This window comes from Cobetia sp. MC34, from assembly GCF_018340035.1.
Taxonomy (GTDB): Bacteria; Pseudomonadota; Gammaproteobacteria; order Pseudomonadales; family Halomonadaceae; genus Cobetia; species Cobetia amphilecti.
Window position 1 is genome coordinate 1 of the sequence record NZ_JADPPY010000042.1, and the last position, 22217, is coordinate 22217.

The following is a 22217-nucleotide window of genomic DNA, read 5'->3' on the forward strand; positions in this document are numbered from 1 at the left end:
TCCGGGATGGTCATGCTCATAGGCGGCGCCATCTTCTTGAGGATGGCTTCCTTACGCTCTGTGGAATAACGCACGTTGATCACCTCTCAATCCGTTTAGGTGACAACTACGCTGGCAGATAGGGGACTTGCATAACACTAAATTACTAACTTGGCGGAAGTCTTTTCCTTTGGGGAACAAGCAATTGGTGTTCTTGTTGCTCCCACGCAGCCTAGAGCGATAAAAATCAAAGAAATCCATCATCGCCGTTACGACCTTAGCCACCGCTTAGCATCCGGAGAATTCCGAGCCATTGTCCAGTACAGCGTGATGATCTGGACTGCCGCCGCGCCTAGACCCTAGGCAGTCTTGCCGCCAGTAAATGGCAGCTGCGACGCTCAACTAGTGTGACCAGGTCTGATTGCTTGTGACACTGTATTACGGTGTCACCCACCCAGTGGTCGATGAAGCGTCGATCATCGACCTTATCTGGGCTCCACTCATCACGCAGCCATCATGCTAAACAGGCGCTTTGTCCACTTGGTGGCGGTACGGCACCTTACAGGTACCGCTTCTTTTTCAAACCTCAGAGTGTTCTGAGTCGACCATCCTTTTTGGGCGTTCTACCAACACAAGTTTACTGTTTACAGCGCCTACTGCCATCATATTCTATTATTCTTATAAAGCAGCTTCAAGAATACGGCGAGCATCATCGGGTGTGATGGATTTATGTTCACCAAGCGCAGTCATTCCGTGATTTCGTAAAGAATCAACGATATAGTCGATTCCGGCAGCATCAACACTATAGTCGCCTAATCGAGTCTTGATGCCCATCCGCTCAAAGAAATCACGCGTTGCTTCGATCGCAGTATCAATGCGTTCGACATCAGATCCTTCACGAATATCCCAAACATTGCTGGCATACTGGAGAAGTTTCTCACATTTGACCTCGCGCTGATCATACATTAATGATGGTAGCACAACCGCAAGCGTACGGGCGTGATCAGTATCGTTCAGTGCGGTAATCTCGTGCCCGATCATATGAGTAGCCCAGTCCTGAGGTACTCCTGCACCAATGAGCCCATTCAAAGCCATTGTTGCAGCCCACATCAAATTGGCACGAATATTATAATCATCAGGTTTCTCAAGCGCCTTGGGTCCAAGTTCGATCAATGTACGCAGAAGGGTTTCGGCAAAACCATCCTGAATCGACGCAGCAGCTGGATAGGTTAGGTATTGTTCGATCGTATGAACGAAGGCGTCAACTACACCGTTGGCAATCTGACGCGGTGGCAAGGTGTAGGTCACCTCGGGATCTAACATGGAGAACACCGGGTAACAATGAATACTGCTAAACGGCAGTTTAGCTTTTTTTTCAAGATTGGTAATCACTCCACCAGAATTCATCTCAGACCCAGTAGCAGGTAGCGTCAACACAGAGCCAAACGGAACTGCTTGGGTAATGACTGATCCATGTGATATAAGAATATTCCAAGCATCACCATCATACTTTGCCGCCGCCGCAATAAATTTGGTGGCATCGATGACCGACCCCCCCCCAACGGCTAGCAGGAAAGTGACGGCATTTTTGCGAACTATCTCAACTGCTTTTAGCGCTGTAGCATAGCGTGGGTTAGGTTCAATGCCTCCAAACTCAAGCATTACCCTGCCAGCAAGAGCTTCGCGCACCTGGCTTAGAACGCCAGTACGTTCGGCACTACCACCGCCATAGAGAATCAAAACTTTCGCATTAGCGGGGACCTGATCTTTCAGCTCTGCAATGCTACCTTTACCAAACAGAATTCGAGTAGGGTTGTGAAAATCGAAATTCTTCATATCAGTTTCCTTCAGTTTCAATATGTAAGCGGATATCGATGTTTCCGCGAGTAGCATTGGAGTAGGGGCAAAGTTTATGTGTCGCCTCGACCAATCGCTGTGCGTCCTGTCGGGCCATGCCCGGTAAGTGAGCAATAATGTCAAGGTCAAGCGCGTATCCACCATCGGATCGTTGGCCGATACCCACTTCAATCGAAGTTTTTGCCCCCTTGACATTCAGCTTGAGCTGCCTTGCGGTAATCTCCATCGCGCTGTCAAAACAAGCGGCATAGCCAAGTGCAAACAGTTGTTCAGGGTTTACGCCATCTTCATCACTATCGGGCCGAACCATTTGGACCGAAAAACTGCCGTCGTTCAGGGTTGAAATTCCTGTGCGCCCGCCCATTGCAATTGCAGCAGTTTTGTAGAAAATTTTCATGAACTATCACTCCTTATTCGACCAGTCGACTATCGAATGGTTAAAAAATACCTTGAGGGCATCGTTTTTCACGTCACTATTTAGAACGGTGCGTCAATATCAACCACCGAAATAAGCTTGTGGTTGACAAACTCCCTGATTCCGAGCCCGATCAATTCTCGGCCGTAGCCCGACCGACCAATACCACCAAAAGGCAAGTCTGCCTTAGTAAGCGTTAGGAGATCAGAGTCATCGGCCAACGCATCTGCAATCTGCGACCAAATATTTCTTTAACCAGCGATTGTAACGCATATAGACGGTATGCCGACGCCCGAAGGAGACCAGCAGGTCACGCTCAGGAGCTCCAATGCGAGCGATCGACAGGACAGCTTCATTAAAGAGGCCGGTTGTCTTTGGCGGTCACACCACAGTCAGTCACTTTATCGGGAAGAAGAGACTCAAGTGACTCCCACTGGTTATCACGCAGCATCATTCGGACATTTATCCAAACCCCGTCATCCCATATTAGGCACGTAAAAAGTAGTAATTATCAACACTGTCAAACTTACTAATAATTTCATTGTTTTTTGCCACCAGACATCTTATATACCATCAGTGATACCACTCGTCCAGCCAGTGGAAATGATATTAACTGAGTGACTGGGACCAATACTAACACTTCAATAAGAACCATTAACGGGAAGCTTAACCCCTTGGTTAAGGGAGACAATATAGCCAGCACTATTAGTAAAGTCGGATATAGCCCTATACACCCCACTAATAACCTTCTTCGAATAGAATTTGCCCTATGATGCCAAGACTTTTCTCTACTCCGCTTCATGAATGCCTCTTCATTAGAGAAATGATGATAATTTCGATTCTGCGCGATTGAAGCGCTCAGAAAGGAACTTCTATCCCACTACTACTAACTGACGAATATACGGTCACCACGATGACTGGTGGTCACAGTTAATGCCTGAAAGTTAGATAGAAATGATGAAAAGTACGTCCTTCGCATAAAAATCAGGCTCTTGTGCCGCAAATGCTGCTGTTGAGGACCGATATCTGCGACAAAAACCTTTATATGACTCCGGAAGCGCTCTCATGAATAAGCCGGGATAAGGGATTGTACTTGGCTAATACATTGTCAGGCTCCTCTGACCTCAAGGTTTCCATTACGCACACGCAGCTCCACTGGCCGCGTCCGAAATGCGAACGCGACCAGTAATGCCTTATGGCCGGTAAGAGGGATAGTCGGTGTATCCCTTGTCAGTACCGCCATACATCGTCGCTGAGTCTACTGCGTTGAGCGGCCAGCCTTGGGCGATTCGCTCAGGCAGATCCGGGTTGGCAATGAAGGGACGACCGAACGCAATCAGATCTCCCCAGCCTGCCTTTACCACGCGCACACCGCGCTCCACGGTATATTTACCGGCATAAAGGACCTTGCCACTGAAGTTGACGCGTACGTCATTACGGAAAGTCTCAGGCAGCTCTGGTGCGTTGTCCCAATCGGCCTCGGCAATCGAGACATAGGCAATTCCGATCTGTTCGAGAACCCTGATGGCCTCGATATAGGTCTCATGGGGATCATCCTCCACCAGCCCCAGATAGACGCGATCTTCCACGGTGCTGGTGAACAGCGGAGCGAATCGCACCCCGAGCCGTTCCTTGCCGACCACATCAGCAACGGCCTGAACCACCTCGCGCAGGAAGCGCAGACGATTTTGCAGCGAGCCACCGTATTCATCGGTTCGCCGATTAGTATGCACGGAAATGAACTGGTTAATGAGGTAGCCGTTGGCGCAGTGGAGTTCGACACCATCGAAGCCTGCATCGAGTGCATTGCGGGCTGCCTGGGCGTAGAGCCGTACCAACTCCTTCACTTCGGCAGTTGTCAGCGCACGCGGCACCGACGGCTCCGAAAGTGCGCCCTGGTTCGGACCGGTTTCGACGAACACCTTGACGTTGTCGGCAACGATTGCTGAGGGCGCGACGGGTGCCGCACCGCCGGGTTGCAGCGAGTCGTGCGAAACCCGTCCCACATGCCAGAGCTGCGCAAATATAATGCTACCTTCAGCATGTACCGCTGCCGTGATTTTGCGCCAGCCTTCAACCTGTTCCGAGCTGTGAATACCGGGCGTCCAAGCATACCCTTGACCACGCGGCTCGATCTGCGCGCCCTCGGTGACCATAAAGCCCGCCCCTGCCCGCTGACGGTAGTAGGCAGCCATGAGTTCGTTCGGAATGTTGCCCGGCTGGGAACTGCGCGAGCGGGTCAGCGGCGGGAGCACGATCCGGTTTTTCAGAATGTAAGGCCCCAACTGCGTGCTTTCAAAAAGTATCTCTTTGCTCATATTGAAAATCCTAAATGCTTAAAAATTTCGATATTAGTGAAAAAAACTTGACTATGAATCGCACTCAAAACACACCGAACGGTGCTTCGTTCAAGCTGATGTAGATGTTCTTCTTCTCGCTGTACGCGTCCAATATGGACTTGTGAGTCTCGCGGCCGAGACCGGACTTCTTGTAGCCACCGAACGGGGCGTGGGCCGGAATATCATGATAGGTGTTAATCCACATACGGCCAGTTTCGATGGCTCGCGCCACACGGATTGCACGGTTGATGTCCTGGGTCCAGACTGCACCAGCCAAGCCATAGTCGGAAGCATTAGCCAGCGCCACCACTTCGGCCTCATCCTTAAACGACAGCACGGTAACGACCGGCCCAAATATCTCCTCTTGGGCGATGCGCATGTCGTTGCGCACATCAACGATGATCGTCGGCTTGATGAAGTAGCCAGCATCGTATTCACCGCCAGTCAGTCGCTCACCACCTGTGAGGATGCGAGCTCCTTCTTCCTTAGCCAGCTCGATGTAGCTCATGATGCGATCTGTATGGATTTGGCTGATTTGGGCACCCATCTGTGTCTTGAGGTCGAGCGGATTGCCAACGCGAACCTTTTCAAAGCGTTCCTTGAGCTCGCCGACGAAGCGCTCGTAGATCGTCTCGTGCACGAACAAGCGAGAACCAGACTCACATACTTCGCCTTGGTTCCACAGAATGCCAAGTGCAGCCGCTTCGATAGCCCGATCCCAATTGGCATCGGGGAATATGATGTTGGCCGACTTCCCGCCAAGCTCTAGTGTGGCCGGAACGATCCTCTTGGCTGCTGCTGCTGCCACGACTTCACCGATACGCGTTGAGCCGGTGAAGGCGAGCTTGGCGACCTGAGGGTGATCGAGAATCGCCTGCCCAACCTCTGTGCCCAGGCCAGTGACAATGTTGACCACGCCGGCAGGAAGCACCTTGGCGAAGATCTTTGCCATTTCCAAAATCGTGACCGGCGTCATCTCTGATGGTTTGATTACCACCGTGTTGCCCATGGCAATCGCCGGGGCAATCTTCCAAGCTGCCATCAATAGCGGGAAGTTCCAGGGGATGACTTGGCCGACCACGCCGAGTGGTTCGCTTAGCGTCAGACTCATCGTCTGGTGGTCAAGCATGGAAGCTTCGTCCGAATGGCTGCGTATCGCACCGGCAAAGTAGCGGAAATGGTCGATGGCCAACGACACATCTACTTGGGCCTCACGAACCGGCTTGCCGACATCTAGGCTCTCAAACGCCACGAAACACTCAGCATCGGCTTCGAGCAAATCAGCAATCTTCAGCAGCGCGTTGGCACGTTCGGCCGGAGAAGTCTTGCCCCAGGAGTTAAATGCGCGGGCCGCCGCTTGGACAGCACAATCCACGTCACCAACCGTGCCGCGCGGGATATTGGTCAGAAATGCACCGGTGGCCGGGTTGGTAGAGTCGATGGTCTCGACACTTTCACCGTCAAACCATTGATTGTCGATGAAATGACCATAGTGGCTGTCGGGCGCATGGCTTGAAGTGGTTTGGTTGGGCTTCAACACAATGAACTCCTTTGACTTGGTTAGCCTACAAACCCATCATAGCTAGATATCGAGATACGTCAATACTTAAATTTTATGATATGGGTAAAATATAGCATCCGCCTCTCCTTATGTATGAGAGTGTTGCTCGAGTCACGTAAGCTCTGTATCGAAGGCATCGGCCCTCAAGTGAAGTGGACCCTATCCTTTGGACCACCTGACAGGTCGTCTAAGCTCGGATCGAATCATTATCGGCGTCAGGCCGCCTAGGTCAGTGGTTGGAAGTTGCTTCATCAGGTATATCATCGTCCAGCCCTTGGTGGGGCCGCTCCGTGTTGTACCAAGCGAAGCAACGCTTCAGATCCCTTCGCAAGTGGACGCCATTCTCAAATGCCTTCAGCCCGGCTTATTCATGAGACCGACCTGAAAACGAAGATAACGGATGGTATTCTCTTGAAAAATCAGTGCTTTACGCAAAGAGTCTGACTCAAGAGTACTACTCGCCATGGGTGAAAGCCTATCCACCTGGACGCCTTCCAGCAACGGCTCCGTCCGTGTCGAGCTGAGCGGCCAGCGAACCACCAGCGACAGCGGCGCCCTGCTGCTGCGTGAAGCCCTCGACAACAGCGGCGTGATCGAGGCGCTCGAAGACAACCTGGTCGATCGGCGCCACCCGCTCCGTATCCGCCACTCGCTGGCCAGTCAGCTGCGAACCCTGGTCCTGCAGCGCGCGATGGGCTGGATCGACCTCAGCGACACCGACACATTACGACGTGACCTACTCTGGCAGCTGGCCTGCAGCGATGCCCGCGGCATGACGCCACTGGCCCTTGACCGACCATCCCAAGCCACATTGTCGCGACTGCTGACCTGCCTCGGACGCAACGACAACATCGATGCCGTACACGAAGACCTGCTGCGACGGGTGGTCTGGCGTTTGACCTCGCTGAAGAACGGCGAGCGCCCCAAACAATTGACGCTCGATATCGACGGCCTGCCGATCGAGGTCCACGGTCACCAAGGCGGCTCGGCTTATCATGGTCTTTACGGGGCCCGCATTTATTCGCCGCTGATCGCCTCGCTGGCCGAAACCGGCGACATGGTGGGCGGCCTGCTACGCGAGGGCAACACCGGCCCGGCCGAGAACGCCGATACCTGGATCCCGCACCTGGTGAAGCGACTCAACGAGAGCACCGGCGCCAAGGTTCGGGTGCGTATCGATGCCGGGTTCACCGACAACGACACGCTGGAAGCGCTGGAAGACCGCGACATCGAGTACCTGGGTCGGCTACGGAGTCATAAGGGTCTGCAGAAACTGGCGTCCCCGCACCTGAAACGGCCACGAGGTCGACCCCCCGAGCAGCCTCGGGAATGGTGCCATGATCTCGAGTACCAGGCCGGTACCTGGCCTGAGCCACGTCGCGTGGTACTGGTAGTGCAGGAACGCCCCGACGACCTGCTGCTACATGCCTGCTTCCTGGTCACCAACCTCAACAAGTTCGACTGGCCGCCGGAGAAGATCCTGGCACTCTACCGCAAGCGCGGCAGCGCCGAGGCCCATATGGGTGAGGTGAAGTCGGCCCTCGACGTGCATCTCTCGTCGACGGATCGCGGCACCTCCACGATTCAGGACGTGATGGCTCGCAACGAGGTGAGCCTGCTACTCAACCTCTACGCCTACCAGGTTTTGCATGGTTTGCGGTGCCTGCTGGAGCGACAGACCCGGCAAGGCTGGAGTCTGAGCCGGATGCGCGAACAGGTGCTCAAGATCGCCGCTACGCTGTCACTGCATGCAAGACGCATCACCATTCACCTTGGTGCCGCCGCCGACAAGTGGTGGCCCACGTTGCTGAAGGGGCTGCCACGACTGACCGCGCTGAGTTGATACACGGCGAGACCGCCACAGTACCAAGAATAGAGCGACCGCAGAGGCGGCCGACGATCACGCCTGCGTTGACGGCTGAGACAGATTCCTGAAAGTTATAAGAAGGCGACAAAACAGCGGCATTTGGGCATATCTCACCGGGCTTTCATGGCGTAGATACCGATCCTGATGAGAGAAGTCGCCAGCCAGCCGCTTCAGACCGCTCGTTCCGAGTCCTCATGAATGAGGCGGGTTTAAGACATGCACGGGGCCGGAGTGACGGCGGCATCACGACCAAAATCCATTTGATCTGTGATCGTCTCGGCTGGCTCATCGCCATCAGACTGTCGGCGGTGGAATAGTCGGATACACGCTACTTCATGCCTACCCTGGAAAAGGTTCATCTAGCGGGGGATCCTGGTCGGCTGCGAAAACGTTGCCGCTACATCTTGGCAGACAAGGGCTATGACAGTGACGAGCTGCGCAGTTACTGCGACCGTGTACGAATCAAGCCGGTAATCGCTCAAAAAAAGATGAAGCGGAACTTCGGCCAGGTCTCCCACGTGGTTTCGATAAACCCATGTACCGTCAGCGAAATATCGTGGAGCGCTCTTTCTGTTGGCTGAAAGAGTTCAGTCGTATTGCGACGCGATATGAGAAGTTGGCCCGTAGCTTTTATGCGATGGTATGCGTAGCTTGCATACGGCGCTGTCTACGAGCCGAGTTTTCCTAAAGAACCTAGGGGCGGGCCGCTCATGCAAGCAGGCTCGCCCCTTGTCTTTGATCTCACAGCTCATCACCCGCTCGGCGCTCATGACAACCATGAGTGCCGCCTTCCCTACCACCGTGGAGTCGTGACGGGTATCATCCCCAGCCCATTCATCGCAGCCGAGGGAGGTTTCCATGCCGATCCTGCAGAGCATCATTCACCGTATCGACAAGGGCAATAGCGAGACGCCGGCCCAGCTGGTGCCTGCCGCCACCGCCCTGCCGGCATCCGATGCACTGGAGGATCTGGTGTCCGGGCTCAATGATGCCTACCACGGCAAGGCCAAGAACTGGGGCCGTTTCAATGAAGACGCGCCTGCCGCCTTCCCCTCCGAGCTGGCATCTTTCCTCGCAGGTGATACCGATTTCGCGAGCCTGACCCAGACGCTTGCCAGTCGACTCATGACGTTGATCGATGACAACCTCCCGACAGGCGGCCATCTGCTGGTGGTGGATCACCAACAGGGCGAGACGCGTCACCTGTTCATGGCGTTGCTGCACCATCGTGATGGCTTCGCGATCGACGAGTCCCTCGCGGTAACGCCCGCCCGACAGCTCAACATGACCCAGATGTCGCTGGCCGCACGACTGGATATCAGTCAGTGGCAAGGCAGCTCGACGTCTCACCCCTATCTGTCCTGGGCGCGCGATCGCGGACGCACCAAGCTCGCCGAAGCTTTCGCCGAGACGCTGGGCGCACAGGAGCAGCGGGATGCCGGCCAGGAAACCCGCACCCTGCTCAAGGCGTTCAGCGACTATGTCGAGAAGGAAGACATGGCCGAGGAAGCCAGCCGGCAGAAGACCGACACCCTGGTCGATTACGCCACCGATCAGGCCAAGCTCGGCGAGCCGATCACGCTGGACCAGCTGTCTGAGCTGATCGATGAAGAGCACCCGCAAGCCTTCTACGATCACATTCGCAACAGTGACTATGGGCTGTCACCGGAAATCCCGCCGGACAAGAAGACGCTCAACCAGTTCAAGCGTTTCACCGGGCGCGCCGCGGGCGTCTCGATCAGCTTTGATTCGCACCTGCTGGGCGACTCGGTGGAATACGATGAGGCCAGCGATCGTCTGATCATCAAACAGGTCCCGACGGGCCTGCGCGATCAGCTCAAGCAACGCTGAAGCCTCTGATCAGACGACATCACCTGATGCACATCCGGCAGACACGCGAAGGCCAGGCATCTGCCTGGCCTTCGCGTGTCTGACAAGAAACCGTGTGCCCCGGCCTTTATAGCCCTTCGAGAATCTCATTCATCTGGGCACGCACACTCTGCAAGCCATTGCCGGAGAGATACCAAAGCCCCGGGGATAGCACGGTGACACCAATGTCCGCGCCGCCAGCATCGGCCAGCGCGGCCTCAAGCGCGTCAGCATCCATCGGGGTCTGGCCAATGGCAGCACTGCGATCGACCACATAAAGAGCATTCGGCGCCATCTCGGCAATATTCGCTGGCGTCAGCGGGTAGAAAGTACGCGCACCACGGCTGACCGGCTCCACGGAATCCGGCAACGCCGGCTGTTCGATCTGCAGCAGCTCAGTCACTACCGGCTCGTTACGCAAAGCATAGCGACCGTCATTGTGAGTCACGACCAGCACTCGAAGATCGTTAACGAGCCCCTCCCGTGCCGTATCGATTGCAGACTCAAGCGCTGCAAGATGATCGTGCGCCTTTTCCTCAGCATGATACGGGGACGCCAGGCTCAGCACCTTGTCACTAAATGCTTCGAAGTAATTGCCTTCTTCGAGAGTGACATCACGCGTCTCCGCCACAGCCTTGAGCGCCTCAAGCGATCCAGACTGACGGCCGGTGACCAGAATCAGGTCCGGCTCCAATCCCGCGATCGCCTCGACATCAGGCTCCTTGAGTCCGCCGACATCTGCTCGATCTTTGATCAAATGCGACACATAGGCGGGTGCAGACTGATGTGGAACCCCGACGAGATGCTCGGCCAAGCCCAGCTCATCCAGCGTATCGGCAGCGCCCCAGTCCAGACTCACGACGGAAGGGCCATGCTCTCCTCCGGCGACTTCGTGTGCCTGTGCACTCAAGGGTAAAGCAGCCAACAACAGAGTAGAGACAGACAAGGTGAGCCCAGTGACGTTCATCGACATCCCCTTCATTGAATAATAATTAATATCATTTGTGTTTACGATCCTAGCACGGCTATTTCCTCAAAATCATGCAACTGTGCGTTGCACAACCCGCAATTTACGAACGACTCCAGGCCATCACCAAGGGTTGCGTAGAACGCAACTCTGACAACAAAGAAACACACCTAAACTAAAAAACACGAATGTTTATCATTTGTTTTCGTAAATACGAGAAAAAGATCGACACTGATGCGATGGCGCCTGTCGTGTTCCCTACCCGAAGTCGACGTCAACAGAGCACTCAGTGGCCCACAACCCTAAAAAACTCGTGGCTCAATAACGACATAATCGCGACCTCAAGGATCCAGGAACATGACAGTCCCCGCACTCCCCTTTGCTCGATCGGCCTTGGCTATCGGTATCGCCGCCGCTTGCCTACCTGCTGGCGTACAGGCTGACGACTCCAGCCAGTTGGAACCTGTGGTGGTGACAGCTTCCGGCTACGAACAGGTGATCTCGGATGCCCCTGCCAGTATCTCGGTCATTACCGGCGAGCAGCTCAACAAGCAGTCGTACACGGACATCACAGATGCCATGGATAATGTGCCTGGCGTCTATGTCACGGGGGGCGGGAATTCTCAGGACATCAGTATTCGAGGGATGGACAACAGCTACACGCTTTACATGATCGATGGCCGCCCTCTCTCGGCTGGCCGCTCCGTCAATACCAATGGCAATGATGAAGGCAAGCAGATTGGCCTCCCCCCAATCTCGATGATCGAGCGAGTGGAAGTGATTCGCGGACCGATGTCATCGCTGTACGGCTCACAAGCCATGGGCGGCGTCATCAACATCATCACAAAAAAAGTGGCGGATGATTGGTCGGGGTCTGTCACGACGGAATACACCCATTCGCTCAACGACATCAGCAATGACGGGCAGCAACTGAGCTTCTATACCAGCGGGCCGCTCATCGAAGGCCTGCTCGGTCTCAAGGTCCACGGAAACTGGACCGGTTATGAAGAAAGCGATTACCAGGGCGGTAGCGACAATGCTGAAAGCATGCCCGACAGCGACACACGTCAAGGAGGTGCCGAGTTCACGCTGACACCAGATGAGGACAATGCGTTCACGCTCGGCTATACCGCCTCCAAGAAAGAATACACTCACAATGCTGGCGTGAGCATCGCAGATGATTCCGAAACCAGTCGTTATCGCTACGACAAGGATGTCTATACCCTTGGCCACAAGGGAAGTTACGGCAGCTTCCTCACGGACACCTATCTGCAGCACGACATCTCGGAGAACGTGCTGGATTCCGATGATGAGAAACGCGAAGAAGTCACCACGCTCAACAACCAGACCACGTACTTCTGGGGCGACCATATGCTGACCTTCGGCGGTCAGTACAAATTCGAGCAGCTGACCGATGAGACCAATGGTTTGCTGGATTCGAATGTCCCGGGGGCCGTCGATAACGTCGATCGCTGGATCGCGGCGCTATTCGTCGAGATGGAATGGAGTCTGACCGAGGACCTCAACGTCACCACCGGCTTGCGCTACGACGATGACGAGCTGTTTGGCGGACATCTCTCGCCGCGCGTCTACGCCAATTATCACCTTGACCCGCAATGGACACTCAAGGGCGGGGTTTCCACGGGCTATAGTCAGCCGAGCCTATCCGCTGCGACAGAGGGCTTTGGACGTCGAACCGGTCGGGGCAGCGCTGTCATCATCGGTAACGAGGAGCTGGATCCGGAAACCAGTACCAACTACGAGCTGGGCACCGTCTTCCAGAACCAGTCTGGCACGCTCAGCGCCGGCGCCACCCTGTTCTACACCCAGTTCAAGGACAAGATCTCCGAAGACCGCCTCTGCCAGGGCCCGGATGAAGGTTTCTCCGATCCCGCCTTCCGCGAGTGCAGCTATGCCGGCACTGATTACTATTTCGTCAGCACCTACCGCAACATCGACGAAGCTGTCATGCAGGGTATCGAGCTGTCACTGGACTATGCCATCACGCCAAGCGTGAACCTTAGCTCCAGTTACACTTACACCGATTCCGAGCAGAAAAGTGGTGAATTCAAGGGCGAGCCCTTGAACAAGATTCCGGAACATATGCTCAACGTGGCGCTGGACTGGCAAGCCACTCACGACCTGAACCTGTGGGCACAGGGGAACTACCGTGGCGAAACCAGTGATTATCTGTCACGGACCAGCATGAGCGAAGGCACGCCCAGCTATACCTTCTTCGATGTGGGTGTCGTCTATGCCTTGAACGAGAACGCTCGCGTCAAGGCTGGCCTCTACAACATCGCCGACAAGGAAGTCACCAATGATACCTACGGCGTGGTACTGGATGGCCGCCGGTTGAACCTGGGGCTGACCATGGACTTCTGACCCTCAACTAGAAGCATTCATGCTGACGCGACAAGGGGAGCCGAGGCTCCCCTTGTCGCGTTTCAGTTCATAACCTAAAAATAGGACGTCAGGCATGAGGGCCGGTGTCATCATCAGCATCTTCCATCAGATCCACGATACTCGCTGCCATTTTCCTCCAAGAACCACTCGCGGAAAGCTTGCACCTTGGCAAGTGTTTCAATTGCAACTTGCAGCTCCGCAGCGGAGTTATTCACCGATGACCCATGACGTGTTGCGAGTGGGTTACCTGGCAGTCGTTCTCAAGGATTGCTCGAACCTGTCCAGGAAGAGGTCGGCTTCCGAGCGTTCGATGCACAGTGGCGGGCGAATCTTCAAGGTACTGCCGGACTTGCCGGCCCCGCCGATCAACACGCCATTGCGCTTGAGGTCGTTGATCAACGCCGTGGTGCGCTGGGCGTCCGGCGCTCCGTCACGCGTCGGGTCACAGAGGTCCAGCCCCAGGAACAGCCCGGCGCCTCGTACATCGCTCACCTCCTCGAAGCGTGCCTGAATGTCCTGCAGCTGTCGCTTGAAGTACTCGCCCTGACGCTCTGCATTGGCCATCAGGTCTTCCTCGGCGATCACGTCCAGCACCGCCGTGCCCGCCGCCACGGCGACCGGTGAGCCGCCGAAGGTATTGAAGTAGCCCACATCAGCGTTCAGGACCGCCAGCAACTCCTCGCGTGCCGCCAGCCCGGACATCGGGAAGCCGTTGCCCATCGGTTTGCCCATGGTCACCACATCCGGCGTCACGCCGTGGCGCGAGAAGCCCCACATCCCCTGCCCCGTGCGCCCGAAGCCGGGCTGGACCTCATCGGAGATGAACAGGCCGCCCCGGGACTGCAGGAGTTCGACCGCGGGCTTCAGGAAACCTGCGGGGTCGGCATAGATGCCATCGCTCGAGAAGATGGAGTCGACCAGCAGCGCCGCGCATCCATGGCCCCTCGCCTCCAGCTGTTCGATGCCGTACCGCACCTGCTCGGCGAACCAGACGGCCGGGTCTGCCTGCTCACTCATCCGGGAGATCGGCAGGATATGTACGTGATCCGGCGGCGTTCCCTGTTTGTAGGAAGACGGTGAAACTTCCGTCACGGCGGCCGTGTTGCCGTGGTAGGCCGCCTCGGTGACGATGATCCCCTGCCGGCCCGTCCAGCCACGCGCCAGCCTCAGCGCCATGTCGTTGCTTTCACTGCCGGTACACATCATCACCAGTCGATTGAGCGCGCGCGGCAGCGTGTCCAGCAGACGCTCGGCATAGCGATGGATGCCTTCGTGCAGATAGCGGTTGTGCACGTTGAGGGTCCCCATCTGTTCAGCGACCGCCTGAACCACGCGAGGATGGCAGTGGCCGATGGACGGCACATTGTTGTAGACATCCAGGTAGCGCTTGCCTTGATCATCGAACAACCAGACCCGCTCGCCCCGGACGATGTGCAGCGGCTCCTCATAGAAGAGCATGGACGTCGGCCCTACCGTTTCCAGCCGCTTGCGCACCAAGGCGCCGATTCGCGCATCAGCCTTGTCGATATGCGCCATGCTGAAGGCGTTCTGATCCAGAATCCCGCGTACCTTTTCCATCACGCCATCCTCACCTTGTCATTGATTGTCCGATCTGTACCTGTCCGATCAACATCCGCCTGATCGTCGTGTTCCTGCATGCCCAGTGTCTGCACGACACCTTGCTGGCCCTCTCGTGACTGGCCCCCTCGTTGCTGAACATAGCGCCGCGCCATGATGGCCGTATCCCGGCTGAAACCATCACTCAGTGTCTTGCCTTCCTTGCTCTCCTGATGCGTGGCCAGCCAGGCACACAGCAGAATGCGACGCAACATGATGAAGGTATCCAGCATTGCCTCATCCGCGGACGAGAACTCGGCCACCGAGCGGTACCCCTTGATCCAGGCGTCTCTCAGCTGCGCGACGCACGGATCCATCTCGTGGAAGCTGATCGCGGCAGCGAAGTCATAGGCATACCAGCAGAAGCCGCAGTCATCGAAGTCGATGATCGCCATGCTGTCCCGTGATACCAGCAGGTTGGTCAAGCGCAGGTCGGCATGGACCAGCCCGAACTGCTCTGGTGCCGTGCCATAAAGCGCGATTTCCGACTTGAGATAGGGGATGGCAGCATTGATGGCCTGGGCCTCTTCCAGCGTCATGCGCGGCGCATTTCGCCAATCGCCCCACAGTCCACGGGGTGAGATCATGCTTTCCAAGTCCCAGCGCTTGCGCACGAAGCCTTCCGGCGGCTGCCAGCGACGGCTGTGTTCGTGCAGCGTGGCAGTCATCGCGCCCAGCCGTTCGAACCACTGCGGCAGACCCTCGTCGATATCCGGCTCACTGCCGACCACATGCTCGAAGGCCACCACATACAAGGATTGCCCGCCGGCGGAGATGCTCAGCACAGGGCTGCCTGTTGTGGTCATGACCGGCGCCGGCGTATTGATCCGTGCCGTCGTGCGCAGGTCATCGATCCAGGCCAACTCGGACTCGATCTCCTCCCGGCAGTGATAGTCCGGGCGGTGGACCCGAATGATGATCCTGCGCCCCTCCTCGTCGTCCTCGGCCAGAAAGGTCGCGTTCTCTGACATGGTCAGCAGCGAGATCCGCGAGGTTTCCGACATGTGCCACTTTTCCAGGCAAGTGACCAACTCGTGTCTTGTTTGATTTATCAGAGCTTCCGTATACATCTCACCACCTCGCTGACATGGGAAGACCGGGGATCTTGCGGTCTCGGTGTCACACTTCGTCTGCAGCCAGAAGCCAATGGCCAATCTCACGACCCACGATCTGGCTCACGGCATGACTCTGTGCGCGAAAGTTGCATGACTCAGACTAACGACAGCGCGAGGTGATGCGTTATCAGCATCCGGCAAAGCTGAAAAAACCAACAAGAACAATGAGTTGATTGATCAATACACGAAGATGTATCACGAACGGACGACAGTGATGCCACCTGGCAGCACGGGATTTTCGAGCATGCACCAGGCAAGTGCACACGGGAGGCATGGGACGTCAATGAACAGGCGCATAACCTGACCGACTGGTCGCAACACTACGATCAGTACGGTCAGGGCGCCTTCTACGGACGTATCGATGAACTCCATCTGCCGGGAATGCAGGTATTCAAGGAATACACCAGCCAGGCATTGGACCAGCAATGTCATGTCTGGCCGGATTCCCTGTGGATCGGTATTCCCGCCGAGCGACAGCCCTGCCGGATCAATGGCTACGCGCTTGAGAAAGGCGACATCATGTGTCAGCCGGGCGGGCAGGATTTCGCGCTGACCACGCCCGATACCTTCGCGATCCATTGTCTCGTGTTGCGGCGTGACTGGCTGCTCGAGGTCGCGGGGGAGTCGGCACTGACGCTATTGGAAGGGGATCCTCAGCACATGATGCGACTCGGGGTGACGCAAGGGACTCGGCGAGGGGTCACCTTCCTGATGGACCGCCTGATCAAGCGACAGGGGCCGGGATTCGAGGTTCAGGTGCATCAGGGCATTCTGTCACTGGCTGTTGCCGCCATTCTTGAGGAATGGACACCTCTCACCGACCGCTACCCCAGCTATCACCATCGACGGCAGGTAGTGGAGCGCGTACGCGAGCATATGAACCGAGGGGAGCCTGCACCGGTCAGCATCGAGAGCCTCTGTCGTATCGCCCACGTCAGTCAGCGGACACTGCACAATAGCTTCACCAGCATCCTTGGTCTCAGTCCGATGCAGTTCATCCGCTTCAACCGACTCAATCAAGTACGGCGGCGGCTTTGCGATCCCCTGTCAACGAGCACGATCGGTCAGATCGCCAGCGACTGGGGGTTCTATCATCTGGGCCAGTTTGCCCGGGACTATCGCCGTCTGTTCGGTGAGAGTCCCTCGAGTACTCAGGCGCGTTATCGGGCAGGATGAGGTGTGCGATGGCTACCCCGATACTGCTCAAGCTGTAAGCCGAGGGGACCTGCCCACTCGACCACGTCAACTGAACACTCAGCTGACCTCTTCCAGCAACCATTCCCGGAATGCCTGCTCGTTGATGTCATTGGCTAATGACCCGCCAGGTAGACTTGCTTGATCACAGAGCCCTCACGACCCTGACGTCGAGGGTATTCGGCAACTGAGCCCGGCTTCTTCCAGCAACCATTCACGGAATGCCTGTACCTTGGCCACGTGGGTGACCTCGGGTCGATGGATCACGTAATACGCCAGGGAGGAGGCACACATCACTCCATCAAACGGTCTGATCAAACGCCCCGACACAAGATCATCGTGAACCATGACTCCACGCGCCAGCGCAATGCCCTGACCATCGATCGCGGCCTGCAGCACTGCAGCAGAATTGTTGATCTGCAGACCGCGCGATGAATCAGCATCCGTGAGACCGGCTCTCTTGAACCAGCCGTTCCACGAGGGAAAACCGTCATGGCCTTCCATGGACAAGTCATGAATCAGTGTCTCATCCAACAGGGCTGCGGGCGTCTTCAAGCGCTCGGGGTCACGTAGCAGCTGTGGCGAGCAGACGGGGTAGACCTCTTCATGCATCAGCTCCTGTGCCACCACGCCCTTCCACTTGCCCGGCCCGTAGCGTACCCCGATATCCACCCGCTCCCGTGAGAAATCGACCGGCTTGTGGTTGGTATCCAGATGCACATCGATGTCAGGCCACGCCGCCTGAAAACGGTGCAGGCGTGGCAACAGCCATTTGGCGGCAAAGGCAGGACTGACTGTCACCGTCAGCACGCTACGCCGAGTGCCATCCTTGAGACGCTCCACCCCGAGTGACAACTTCTCAAATCCGGCGCGGATATCGGGTAGTGCCTGCTCTGCAAGCTCTGTCGGGATAAGGCGTGTCTTGCCGCTGTTGGCACGATGAAACAGCGAATCGCCGAGCCACTCCTCTAGCCCACGCACCAGCTGACCGACAGCGGCAGGCGTGACGTGTAACTCCTCTGCCGCAGCGGCAAAGCTCTTGTGGCGGGCGCTCGCTTCGAAGGCACGCAAGGCATTCAGATGGTTGGGCGATGTCATGGCGATAAAGTTTTTCTTTCCCTACTGCCTAGTTAATCTCGTTTGTTGAATGGGCAATCAGCTTCCAGAATACCCGCAATCACCGATCGTGACACCTTGACGGTATGTGTGCAGTCCTGCTCATGCCCTGACGCTCGGGTGTGATGACCGCCAGACATTGAAAAAGGTTTTCTTCCCCTCTCGCCTACGTGGAGATGCTCTACATGCGCCTCAATGCCGACTTCTCACGACGTGCCAGCATCACACCCGATCACTACCAGTGGGTTCCGTCCCCGGAGGGAGGCGTCGAACGCATGATGCTGGATCGTATCGGGGAGGAAAAGGCAAGGGCCACCAGCCTGGTCCGATATGCACCAGACTCCCACTTTTCAGCGCATGAGCATCCACAAGGCGAAGAGATTCTCGTGCTGTCCGGCACCTTCACGGAAAATGGCTCGCTCCACTTCCCTGCAGGCTGGTACCTGCGCAACCCGCCAGACTCGCGACACACCCCCAGCAGCACCGACGGCTGCGTGATCTTCGTCAAGCTGCGGCAGATGCCGTCCGAGGAGCATGAGGCGGTACGCATCAACACGCGGGACCCGGCCAACTGGCATGAGCAGGATGGCCGCGAGGTCTGCCCACTGTATACCAGTGCCACCGAGCAGGTGAGCCTGCAGCGCATGGCGCCACATGCCGAGCTTCCGCTGATGACAAACACTGGCGGTGCCGAACTTCTCGTGTTGGAGGGCTGCCTGCACCCGGGGCACGAGTCCTGCCCTGCCGGCAGCTGGCTGCGCTTGCCAGCCAGCGAACCGCTGATGCTTTCCGCCGGTACACAGGGGGCGACCTTCTACCTCAAGACAGGGCATCTGGCCATTCAGGAGACGCCATGAGTCAGCACTCATCAAGAGTCATCATCATTGGTGCCGGACTCGCAGGCCTGTATGCGGCCTGGCTGCTGGAACGCCGAGGCATGCGGGACTACCTCGTGCTGGAGGCTCAGTCAGACCCGGGTGGAAGGATCGCGTCCCTGCTGCCAGCAGGCGTCGACACCGGTACGAGTCGGCGCCTGGACCTGGGGCCGACCTGGTTCTGGCCTGAGCATCAGCGCGAGATGGGACAGCTGATACAGACACTGGATCTGGAGTGCTTTGCACAACAAACGGCAGGCGACAGCCTTCTCGAGCGCGCCACGGACAAGAAACCTCTGCGCACCGCTGGCGTCAGGGATTCGCTGACCGCCATGCGTGTGGTGGGAGGAATGGAGGCGCTGATCGAGCGACTGCGTCGCGATATTCCCGCGGACAAGGTATTGACTGGGCAGGTCGTCCGTCATCTCGAGCGCTTGCCAGACGGGATTGCGCTGAGCGCAGAGGATGGCAGCGGACATCGCATGAACCATGAGGTGGAGCAGGTCTTGTTGGCCGTCCCGCCACGTCAGGCTCTCCAGCATATCCAATTCACGCCGGCACTCCCGAGCGCTCTGGCAACACAGTGGCAGCAGACCGCGACCTGGATGGCTCCCCATGCCAAGTATCTCGCGGTCTACGATCGTCCTTTCTGGCGCGAGACCGGCTTGTCCGGTACCGCACGCAGCACGCGTGGCCCGATGGTGGAGATTCACGACGCCAGTCCAATGGAAGGCTTAGGTGCACTCTTCGGATTCGTGGGGGTACCGGCTGGTTACCGACGTCAGATCACGCCGGAGGCATTACGTCAGCACTGCCGCGTACAGCTGGGTCGCCTGTTTGGCCCTCAGGCGGCCAGTCCCCAAAGCGATGTCCTCAAGGACTGGGCTACCTCACCCTTCATCGCGAGCCCGGCAGACCTGGAAGACGTGGCATCCCATGTCTCGGTGCCGCCACCGGAAGCGAATGAGGGTCCCTGGCATCAACACCTGTTCGGCATTGCCAGTGAATGGTCGCCGCAATTCCCGGGTCACCTCGCGGGCGCCATCGATGCTGCCACCCAAGGTGTCAACCGGATGCTGACCGCACGCTAGACAGAAGGCTGAGAGATAACCAGACACCCGCACCGACAGACATTGAGCACGACCCATTGACTTCCCCCACTCGTCACTTTGACGAAGACACACAAGGATCCCCATGACTACCGTATTTTCCCCCGAGACGCTGAACGCGCTATGGACCTGCTTCGTGATGGCCCTGGCGGCCAGCAGCATAGCGATCTCGATCACCCAGGGTGAGCTGTTCGCACCGTTGCGTCAGTACGCACAACGCTTTGGCCACATGATCGGCCACCTCTTCCAATGCTTCTTCTGCATCAGCCACTGGGTGGTCTTCGCTGGCATGGTGTTCTATCACCCGACCTTGACGAATAGCGGCTTCGTCCTGGTGGACTGGATCCTGGCCGGTTTCTTCACCTTGACGCTCTCCACCCTGGTGAGTGGCCTGCTGTTCAAGGTGCTGTTGACCGGCATGGCGAAGAAAGTACGCGACAAGGAAGTAAAGGAAATCTTCGCGGCCAAATGAACACCGGGTCATGCCCCTGACCACATCGCACCAACTGACTTGCTCAGCCAGGCAATTCATTTCAGGGCTCACACGTGGCGATGCTCCTACTGCATCGCCCATCCCCGCGTATCGCCACTCCCCATCATCATTGCCCCGCCCTGCGACAGACTCCACCACCACGAGCGTCCCGGGGCATGGCATTTTCTGGACACAGGAAGCCCCATGTCACAGTCAAATTCCTTCCCGCAATCAGGCACCACCCTATCCGCCTCCCCCTCCCTGGCGGCAGGTCTTGAGACAAAACCACGTGTAACTCCCTGGCAAGACGGCGATGCCGTCCCTGCTGACCTGCTGGAAAGCATGCAAGCACGCCGCCCCAACCGAGAGCTGATCGGGATCGATCGCTATCTGCTCAAGAGTGTGCCCCTGGCCACGGGCTGGAATGGGCTGCTGGGCCGTGTTCGCAAGGACTTCGCGCTCAGTCTGGAATATCGCGAGTTGATCATGTGTCGCGTGGCCGTGCTCAATCGGGCCGAGTTTGAATGGCAAGTACACCAACCCGCCTACCTGGAGGCCGGCGGCACACAGGAGAAATGTGACGCGCTGCGTGAGGAAGGCATTTCAACTCGTTTCAATGAAGAAGAACGTGCACTGCTGGCGTTGACGGATCAATCAACCCGCCAAGTGGAAGTCGATGGAGCCATCATCGAGACACTAAAGACCCTGTTCGGTGAACAGCAGACTATCGAAGCCGTCGCCACGGTTGCCGCCTACAACATGGTCTCTCGCTTCCTGGTGGCCTTGGCCATCTGAGGGGGCTGCTGACACATCACGTTCAACAAGCAGTGCTCGTCGTGTGAGGGGGCATCCCCGTAGTGAGAGGTGCTGCTGTCCGGCATAGCGAAGAAAGTACGTGACAAGAAAGTGAAGGAAAACTTCGCGGCCAGATAGCCTCACCCTTTTCAAGGCGCAGACAATGACGCCCCACGACATGCGCGTCGTCGCAGTCTTGAATGTTGTCGCCATAACACTCTCCCCCCCCGCACTTCTCACGAAATCAAATAACGTTCGATACGAACCGGAAGGTGATATTTACGACCTCTCTTTCATCTGCTAGATTCAGTTTATCGAGGCAAAATCCTCGATCGGGTTTGGCGACTCGAATACCTCTAGGCGCATAAGCGCCCCAGACCATGGTTGGCGCTTTTTTTGTGTCTGCCATGCGTTATGGCGGTCGTGCGTGGGAGACCCTCGGGTCTGCCGGTTTCCTAGAGTGCCGGTTCGCCAACCTGCGTACGGCCGCCCCCATCACTGTTTGGCGACAGCGGGTGCGGCTCCTCAACTCTAGGAGCAGGGAAAACGCATGAAAGCTTTCAGACCGCGAGAATGTCAGCAAGATATGTCTCAACCAGTGCCGCTTTCTTCTGTTTCCGCCGAATTCCGCCTTTGAAAGATTTCTCTCCTTTCAGGTAATTCA

At 56.9% G+C, this 22217-nt stretch carries 17 protein-coding genes and 2 pseudogenes; 9 read left to right on the forward strand and 10 right to left on the reverse strand.

All coding sequences use genetic code 11. The annotated features are described in order from the left end of the window. Window positions 1-132: 132 nt before the first annotated feature. The 6 genes and pseudogenes from IZU87_RS18170 to IZU87_RS18175 all read right to left on the reverse strand — a co-directional run. Window positions 133-481 (reverse strand): annotated as a pseudogene (locus IZU87_RS18170) (transposase family protein); the annotation flags it as partial. 176 nt (window positions 482-657) lie between these two features. Next, window positions 658-1815, reverse strand: a complete 1158-nt coding sequence (locus tag IZU87_RS15470) for an iron-containing alcohol dehydrogenase (RefSeq protein WP_153635500.1) — start codon at window positions 1813-1815, stop codon at window positions 658-660. Window position 1816: 1 nt separating this feature from the next. Further along, the gene (locus IZU87_RS15475; protein ID WP_153635499.1) at window positions 1817-2233 is read right to left on the reverse strand and encodes an organic hydroperoxide resistance protein; all 417 of its coding nucleotides are present in this window, start codon (window positions 2231-2233) and stop codon (window positions 1817-1819) included. 1211 nt (window positions 2234-3444) lie between these two features. Then, window positions 3445-4569: an alkene reductase gene (locus IZU87_RS15480; RefSeq protein WP_153635496.1), complete on the reverse strand. Its 1125-nt coding sequence runs from the start codon at window positions 4567-4569 to the stop codon at window positions 3445-3447. Window positions 4570-4633: 64 nt separating this feature from the next. Continuing rightward, a complete protein-coding gene (locus tag IZU87_RS15485) occupies window positions 4634-6130 on the reverse strand; it encodes an aldehyde dehydrogenase family protein (RefSeq protein ID WP_213115105.1) in 1497 nt (498 codons plus the stop codon). 250 nt (window positions 6131-6380) lie between these two features. Beyond that, window positions 6381-6509, reverse strand: coding sequence for an integrase core domain-containing protein (locus IZU87_RS18175; RefSeq protein WP_153636822.1), 129 nt, complete (start codon window positions 6507-6509; stop codon window positions 6381-6383). Between the two features lie 105 nt (window positions 6510-6614). Between IZU87_RS18175 and IZU87_RS15495 the strand changes: the two genes are divergently transcribed. From IZU87_RS15495 to yejK, 3 genes and pseudogenes are all read left to right on the forward strand, one after another. Then, complete coding sequence (locus IZU87_RS15495) at window positions 6615-7994, forward strand: IS1380 family transposase (protein ID WP_213115106.1); 1380 nt, start codon at window positions 6615-6617, stop codon at window positions 7992-7994. Between the two features lie 389 nt (window positions 7995-8383). Next, window positions 8384-8706: pseudogene (locus IZU87_RS18180) on the forward strand (transposase); the annotation flags it as partial. A 170-nt stretch (window positions 8707-8876) separates the two neighbouring features. Continuing rightward, a complete protein-coding gene (yejK, locus tag IZU87_RS15505) occupies window positions 8877-9869 on the forward strand; it encodes a nucleoid-associated protein YejK (protein WP_213115107.1) in 993 nt (330 codons plus the stop codon). 106 nt (window positions 9870-9975) lie between these two features. On the opposite strand, the gene IZU87_RS15510 is transcribed toward yejK, so the two are convergent. Next, window positions 9976-10860 carry an ABC transporter substrate-binding protein gene (locus IZU87_RS15510; protein ID WP_213115108.1) on the reverse strand — a complete coding sequence of 295 codons (885 nt, stop codon included), beginning with the start codon at window positions 10858-10860 and terminating at the stop codon, window positions 9976-9978. A 351-nt stretch (window positions 10861-11211) separates the two neighbouring features. Here IZU87_RS15510 and IZU87_RS15515 point away from each other — a divergent pair, with 351 nt between their 5' ends. Then, the gene (locus tag IZU87_RS15515) at window positions 11212-13239 is read left to right on the forward strand and encodes a TonB-dependent receptor domain-containing protein (protein ID WP_088743468.1); all 2028 of its coding nucleotides are present in this window, start codon (window positions 11212-11214) and stop codon (window positions 13237-13239) included. A gap of 264 nt (window positions 13240-13503) precedes the next feature. Here IZU87_RS15515 and IZU87_RS15520 read toward each other — a convergent pair whose 3' ends face one another. Both IZU87_RS15520 and IZU87_RS15525 read right to left on the reverse strand, forming a co-directional pair. Further along, the gene (locus tag IZU87_RS15520; RefSeq protein ID WP_024952243.1) at window positions 13504-14838 is read right to left on the reverse strand and encodes an aspartate aminotransferase family protein; all 1335 of its coding nucleotides are present in this window, start codon (window positions 14836-14838) and stop codon (window positions 13504-13506) included. Continuing rightward, window positions 14838-15881 (reverse strand): phosphotransferase enzyme family protein, encoded by a 1044-nt coding sequence (locus tag IZU87_RS15525; protein ID WP_248623676.1) that lies wholly within the window; start codon window positions 15879-15881, stop codon window positions 14838-14840. Before IZU87_RS15525 ends, IZU87_RS15520 begins: the two co-directional genes overlap by 1 nt. A gap of 492 nt (window positions 15882-16373) precedes the next feature. On the opposite strand from IZU87_RS15525, the gene IZU87_RS15530 reads away from it, so the two are divergent. Next, entirely contained in the window at window positions 16374-17168 is a 795-nt protein-coding gene (locus IZU87_RS15530; RefSeq protein ID WP_249330647.1) for a helix-turn-helix domain-containing protein, read from the forward strand. Window positions 17169-17342: 174 nt separating this feature from the next. Here the strand turns inward: IZU87_RS15530 and gcvA are convergent, their stop codons facing one another. Then, a complete protein-coding gene (gcvA, locus tag IZU87_RS15535) occupies window positions 17343-18284 on the reverse strand; it encodes a transcriptional regulator GcvA (protein ID WP_153635484.1) in 942 nt (313 codons plus the stop codon). A 203-nt stretch (window positions 18285-18487) separates the two neighbouring features. Between gcvA and IZU87_RS15540 the strand changes: the two genes are divergently transcribed. From IZU87_RS15540 to IZU87_RS15555, 4 genes are all read left to right on the forward strand, one after another. Beyond that, window positions 18488-19159, forward strand: a complete 672-nt coding sequence (locus IZU87_RS15540) for a cupin domain-containing protein (RefSeq protein ID WP_153635483.1) — start codon at window positions 18488-18490, stop codon at window positions 19157-19159. Further along, entirely contained in the window at window positions 19156-20268 is a 1113-nt protein-coding gene (locus IZU87_RS15545; protein ID WP_213115109.1) for a flavin monoamine oxidase family protein, read from the forward strand. The genes IZU87_RS15540 and IZU87_RS15545 overlap by 4 nt, the downstream gene beginning before the upstream one ends. Before the next feature lie 103 nt (window positions 20269-20371). Continuing rightward, a complete protein-coding gene (locus IZU87_RS15550) occupies window positions 20372-20758 on the forward strand; it encodes a DUF1360 domain-containing protein (RefSeq protein WP_153635481.1) in 387 nt (128 codons plus the stop codon). A 204-nt stretch (window positions 20759-20962) separates the two neighbouring features. Further along, window positions 20963-21553: a carboxymuconolactone decarboxylase family protein gene (locus tag IZU87_RS15555; RefSeq protein WP_153635480.1), complete on the forward strand. Its 591-nt coding sequence runs from the start codon at window positions 20963-20965 to the stop codon at window positions 21551-21553. Window positions 21554-22217 lie beyond the last annotated feature (664 nt).

Excerpts from the sequence above, each read along its gene's own strand:
- IZU87_RS15470 (WP_153635500.1), bottom strand. The coding sequence starts at position 1,815 with ATGAAGAATTTCGATTTTCACAACCCTACTCGAATTCTGTTTGGTAAA.
- IZU87_RS15475 (WP_153635499.1), bottom strand. The coding sequence starts at position 2,233 with ATGAAAATTTTCTACAAAACTGCTGCAATTGCAATGGGCGGGCGCACA.
- IZU87_RS15480 (WP_153635496.1), bottom strand. The coding sequence starts at position 4,569 with ATGAGCAAAGAGATACTTTTTGAAAGCACGCAGTTGGGGCCTTACATT.
- IZU87_RS15495 (WP_213115106.1), top strand. The coding sequence starts at position 6,615 with ATGGGTGAAAGCCTATCCACCTGGACGCCTTCCAGCAACGGCTCCGTC.
- yejK (WP_213115107.1), top strand. The coding sequence starts at position 8,877 with ATGCCGATCCTGCAGAGCATCATTCACCGTATCGACAAGGGCAATAGC.
- IZU87_RS15510 (WP_213115108.1), bottom strand. The coding sequence starts at position 10,860 with ATGTCGATGAACGTCACTGGGCTCACCTTGTCTGTCTCTACTCTGTTG.
- IZU87_RS15515 (WP_088743468.1), top strand. The coding sequence starts at position 11,212 with ATGACAGTCCCCGCACTCCCCTTTGCTCGATCGGCCTTGGCTATCGGT.
- IZU87_RS15520 (WP_024952243.1), bottom strand. The coding sequence starts at position 14,838 with ATGGAAAAGGTACGCGGGATTCTGGATCAGAACGCCTTCAGCATGGCG.
- IZU87_RS15525 (WP_248623676.1), bottom strand. The coding sequence starts at position 15,881 with ATGTCGGAAACCTCGCGGATCTCGCTGCTGACCATGTCAGAGAACGCG.
- IZU87_RS15530 (WP_249330647.1), top strand. The coding sequence starts at position 16,374 with ATGCAGGTATTCAAGGAATACACCAGCCAGGCATTGGACCAGCAATGT.
- gcvA (WP_153635484.1), bottom strand. The coding sequence starts at position 18,284 with ATGACATCGCCCAACCATCTGAATGCCTTGCGTGCCTTCGAAGCGAGC.
- IZU87_RS15540 (WP_153635483.1), top strand. The coding sequence starts at position 18,488 with ATGCGCCTCAATGCCGACTTCTCACGACGTGCCAGCATCACACCCGAT.
- IZU87_RS15545 (WP_213115109.1), top strand. The coding sequence starts at position 19,156 with ATGAGTCAGCACTCATCAAGAGTCATCATCATTGGTGCCGGACTCGCA.
- IZU87_RS15550 (WP_153635481.1), top strand. The coding sequence starts at position 20,372 with ATGACTACCGTATTTTCCCCCGAGACGCTGAACGCGCTATGGACCTGC.
- IZU87_RS15555 (WP_153635480.1), top strand. The coding sequence starts at position 20,963 with ATGTCACAGTCAAATTCCTTCCCGCAATCAGGCACCACCCTATCCGCC.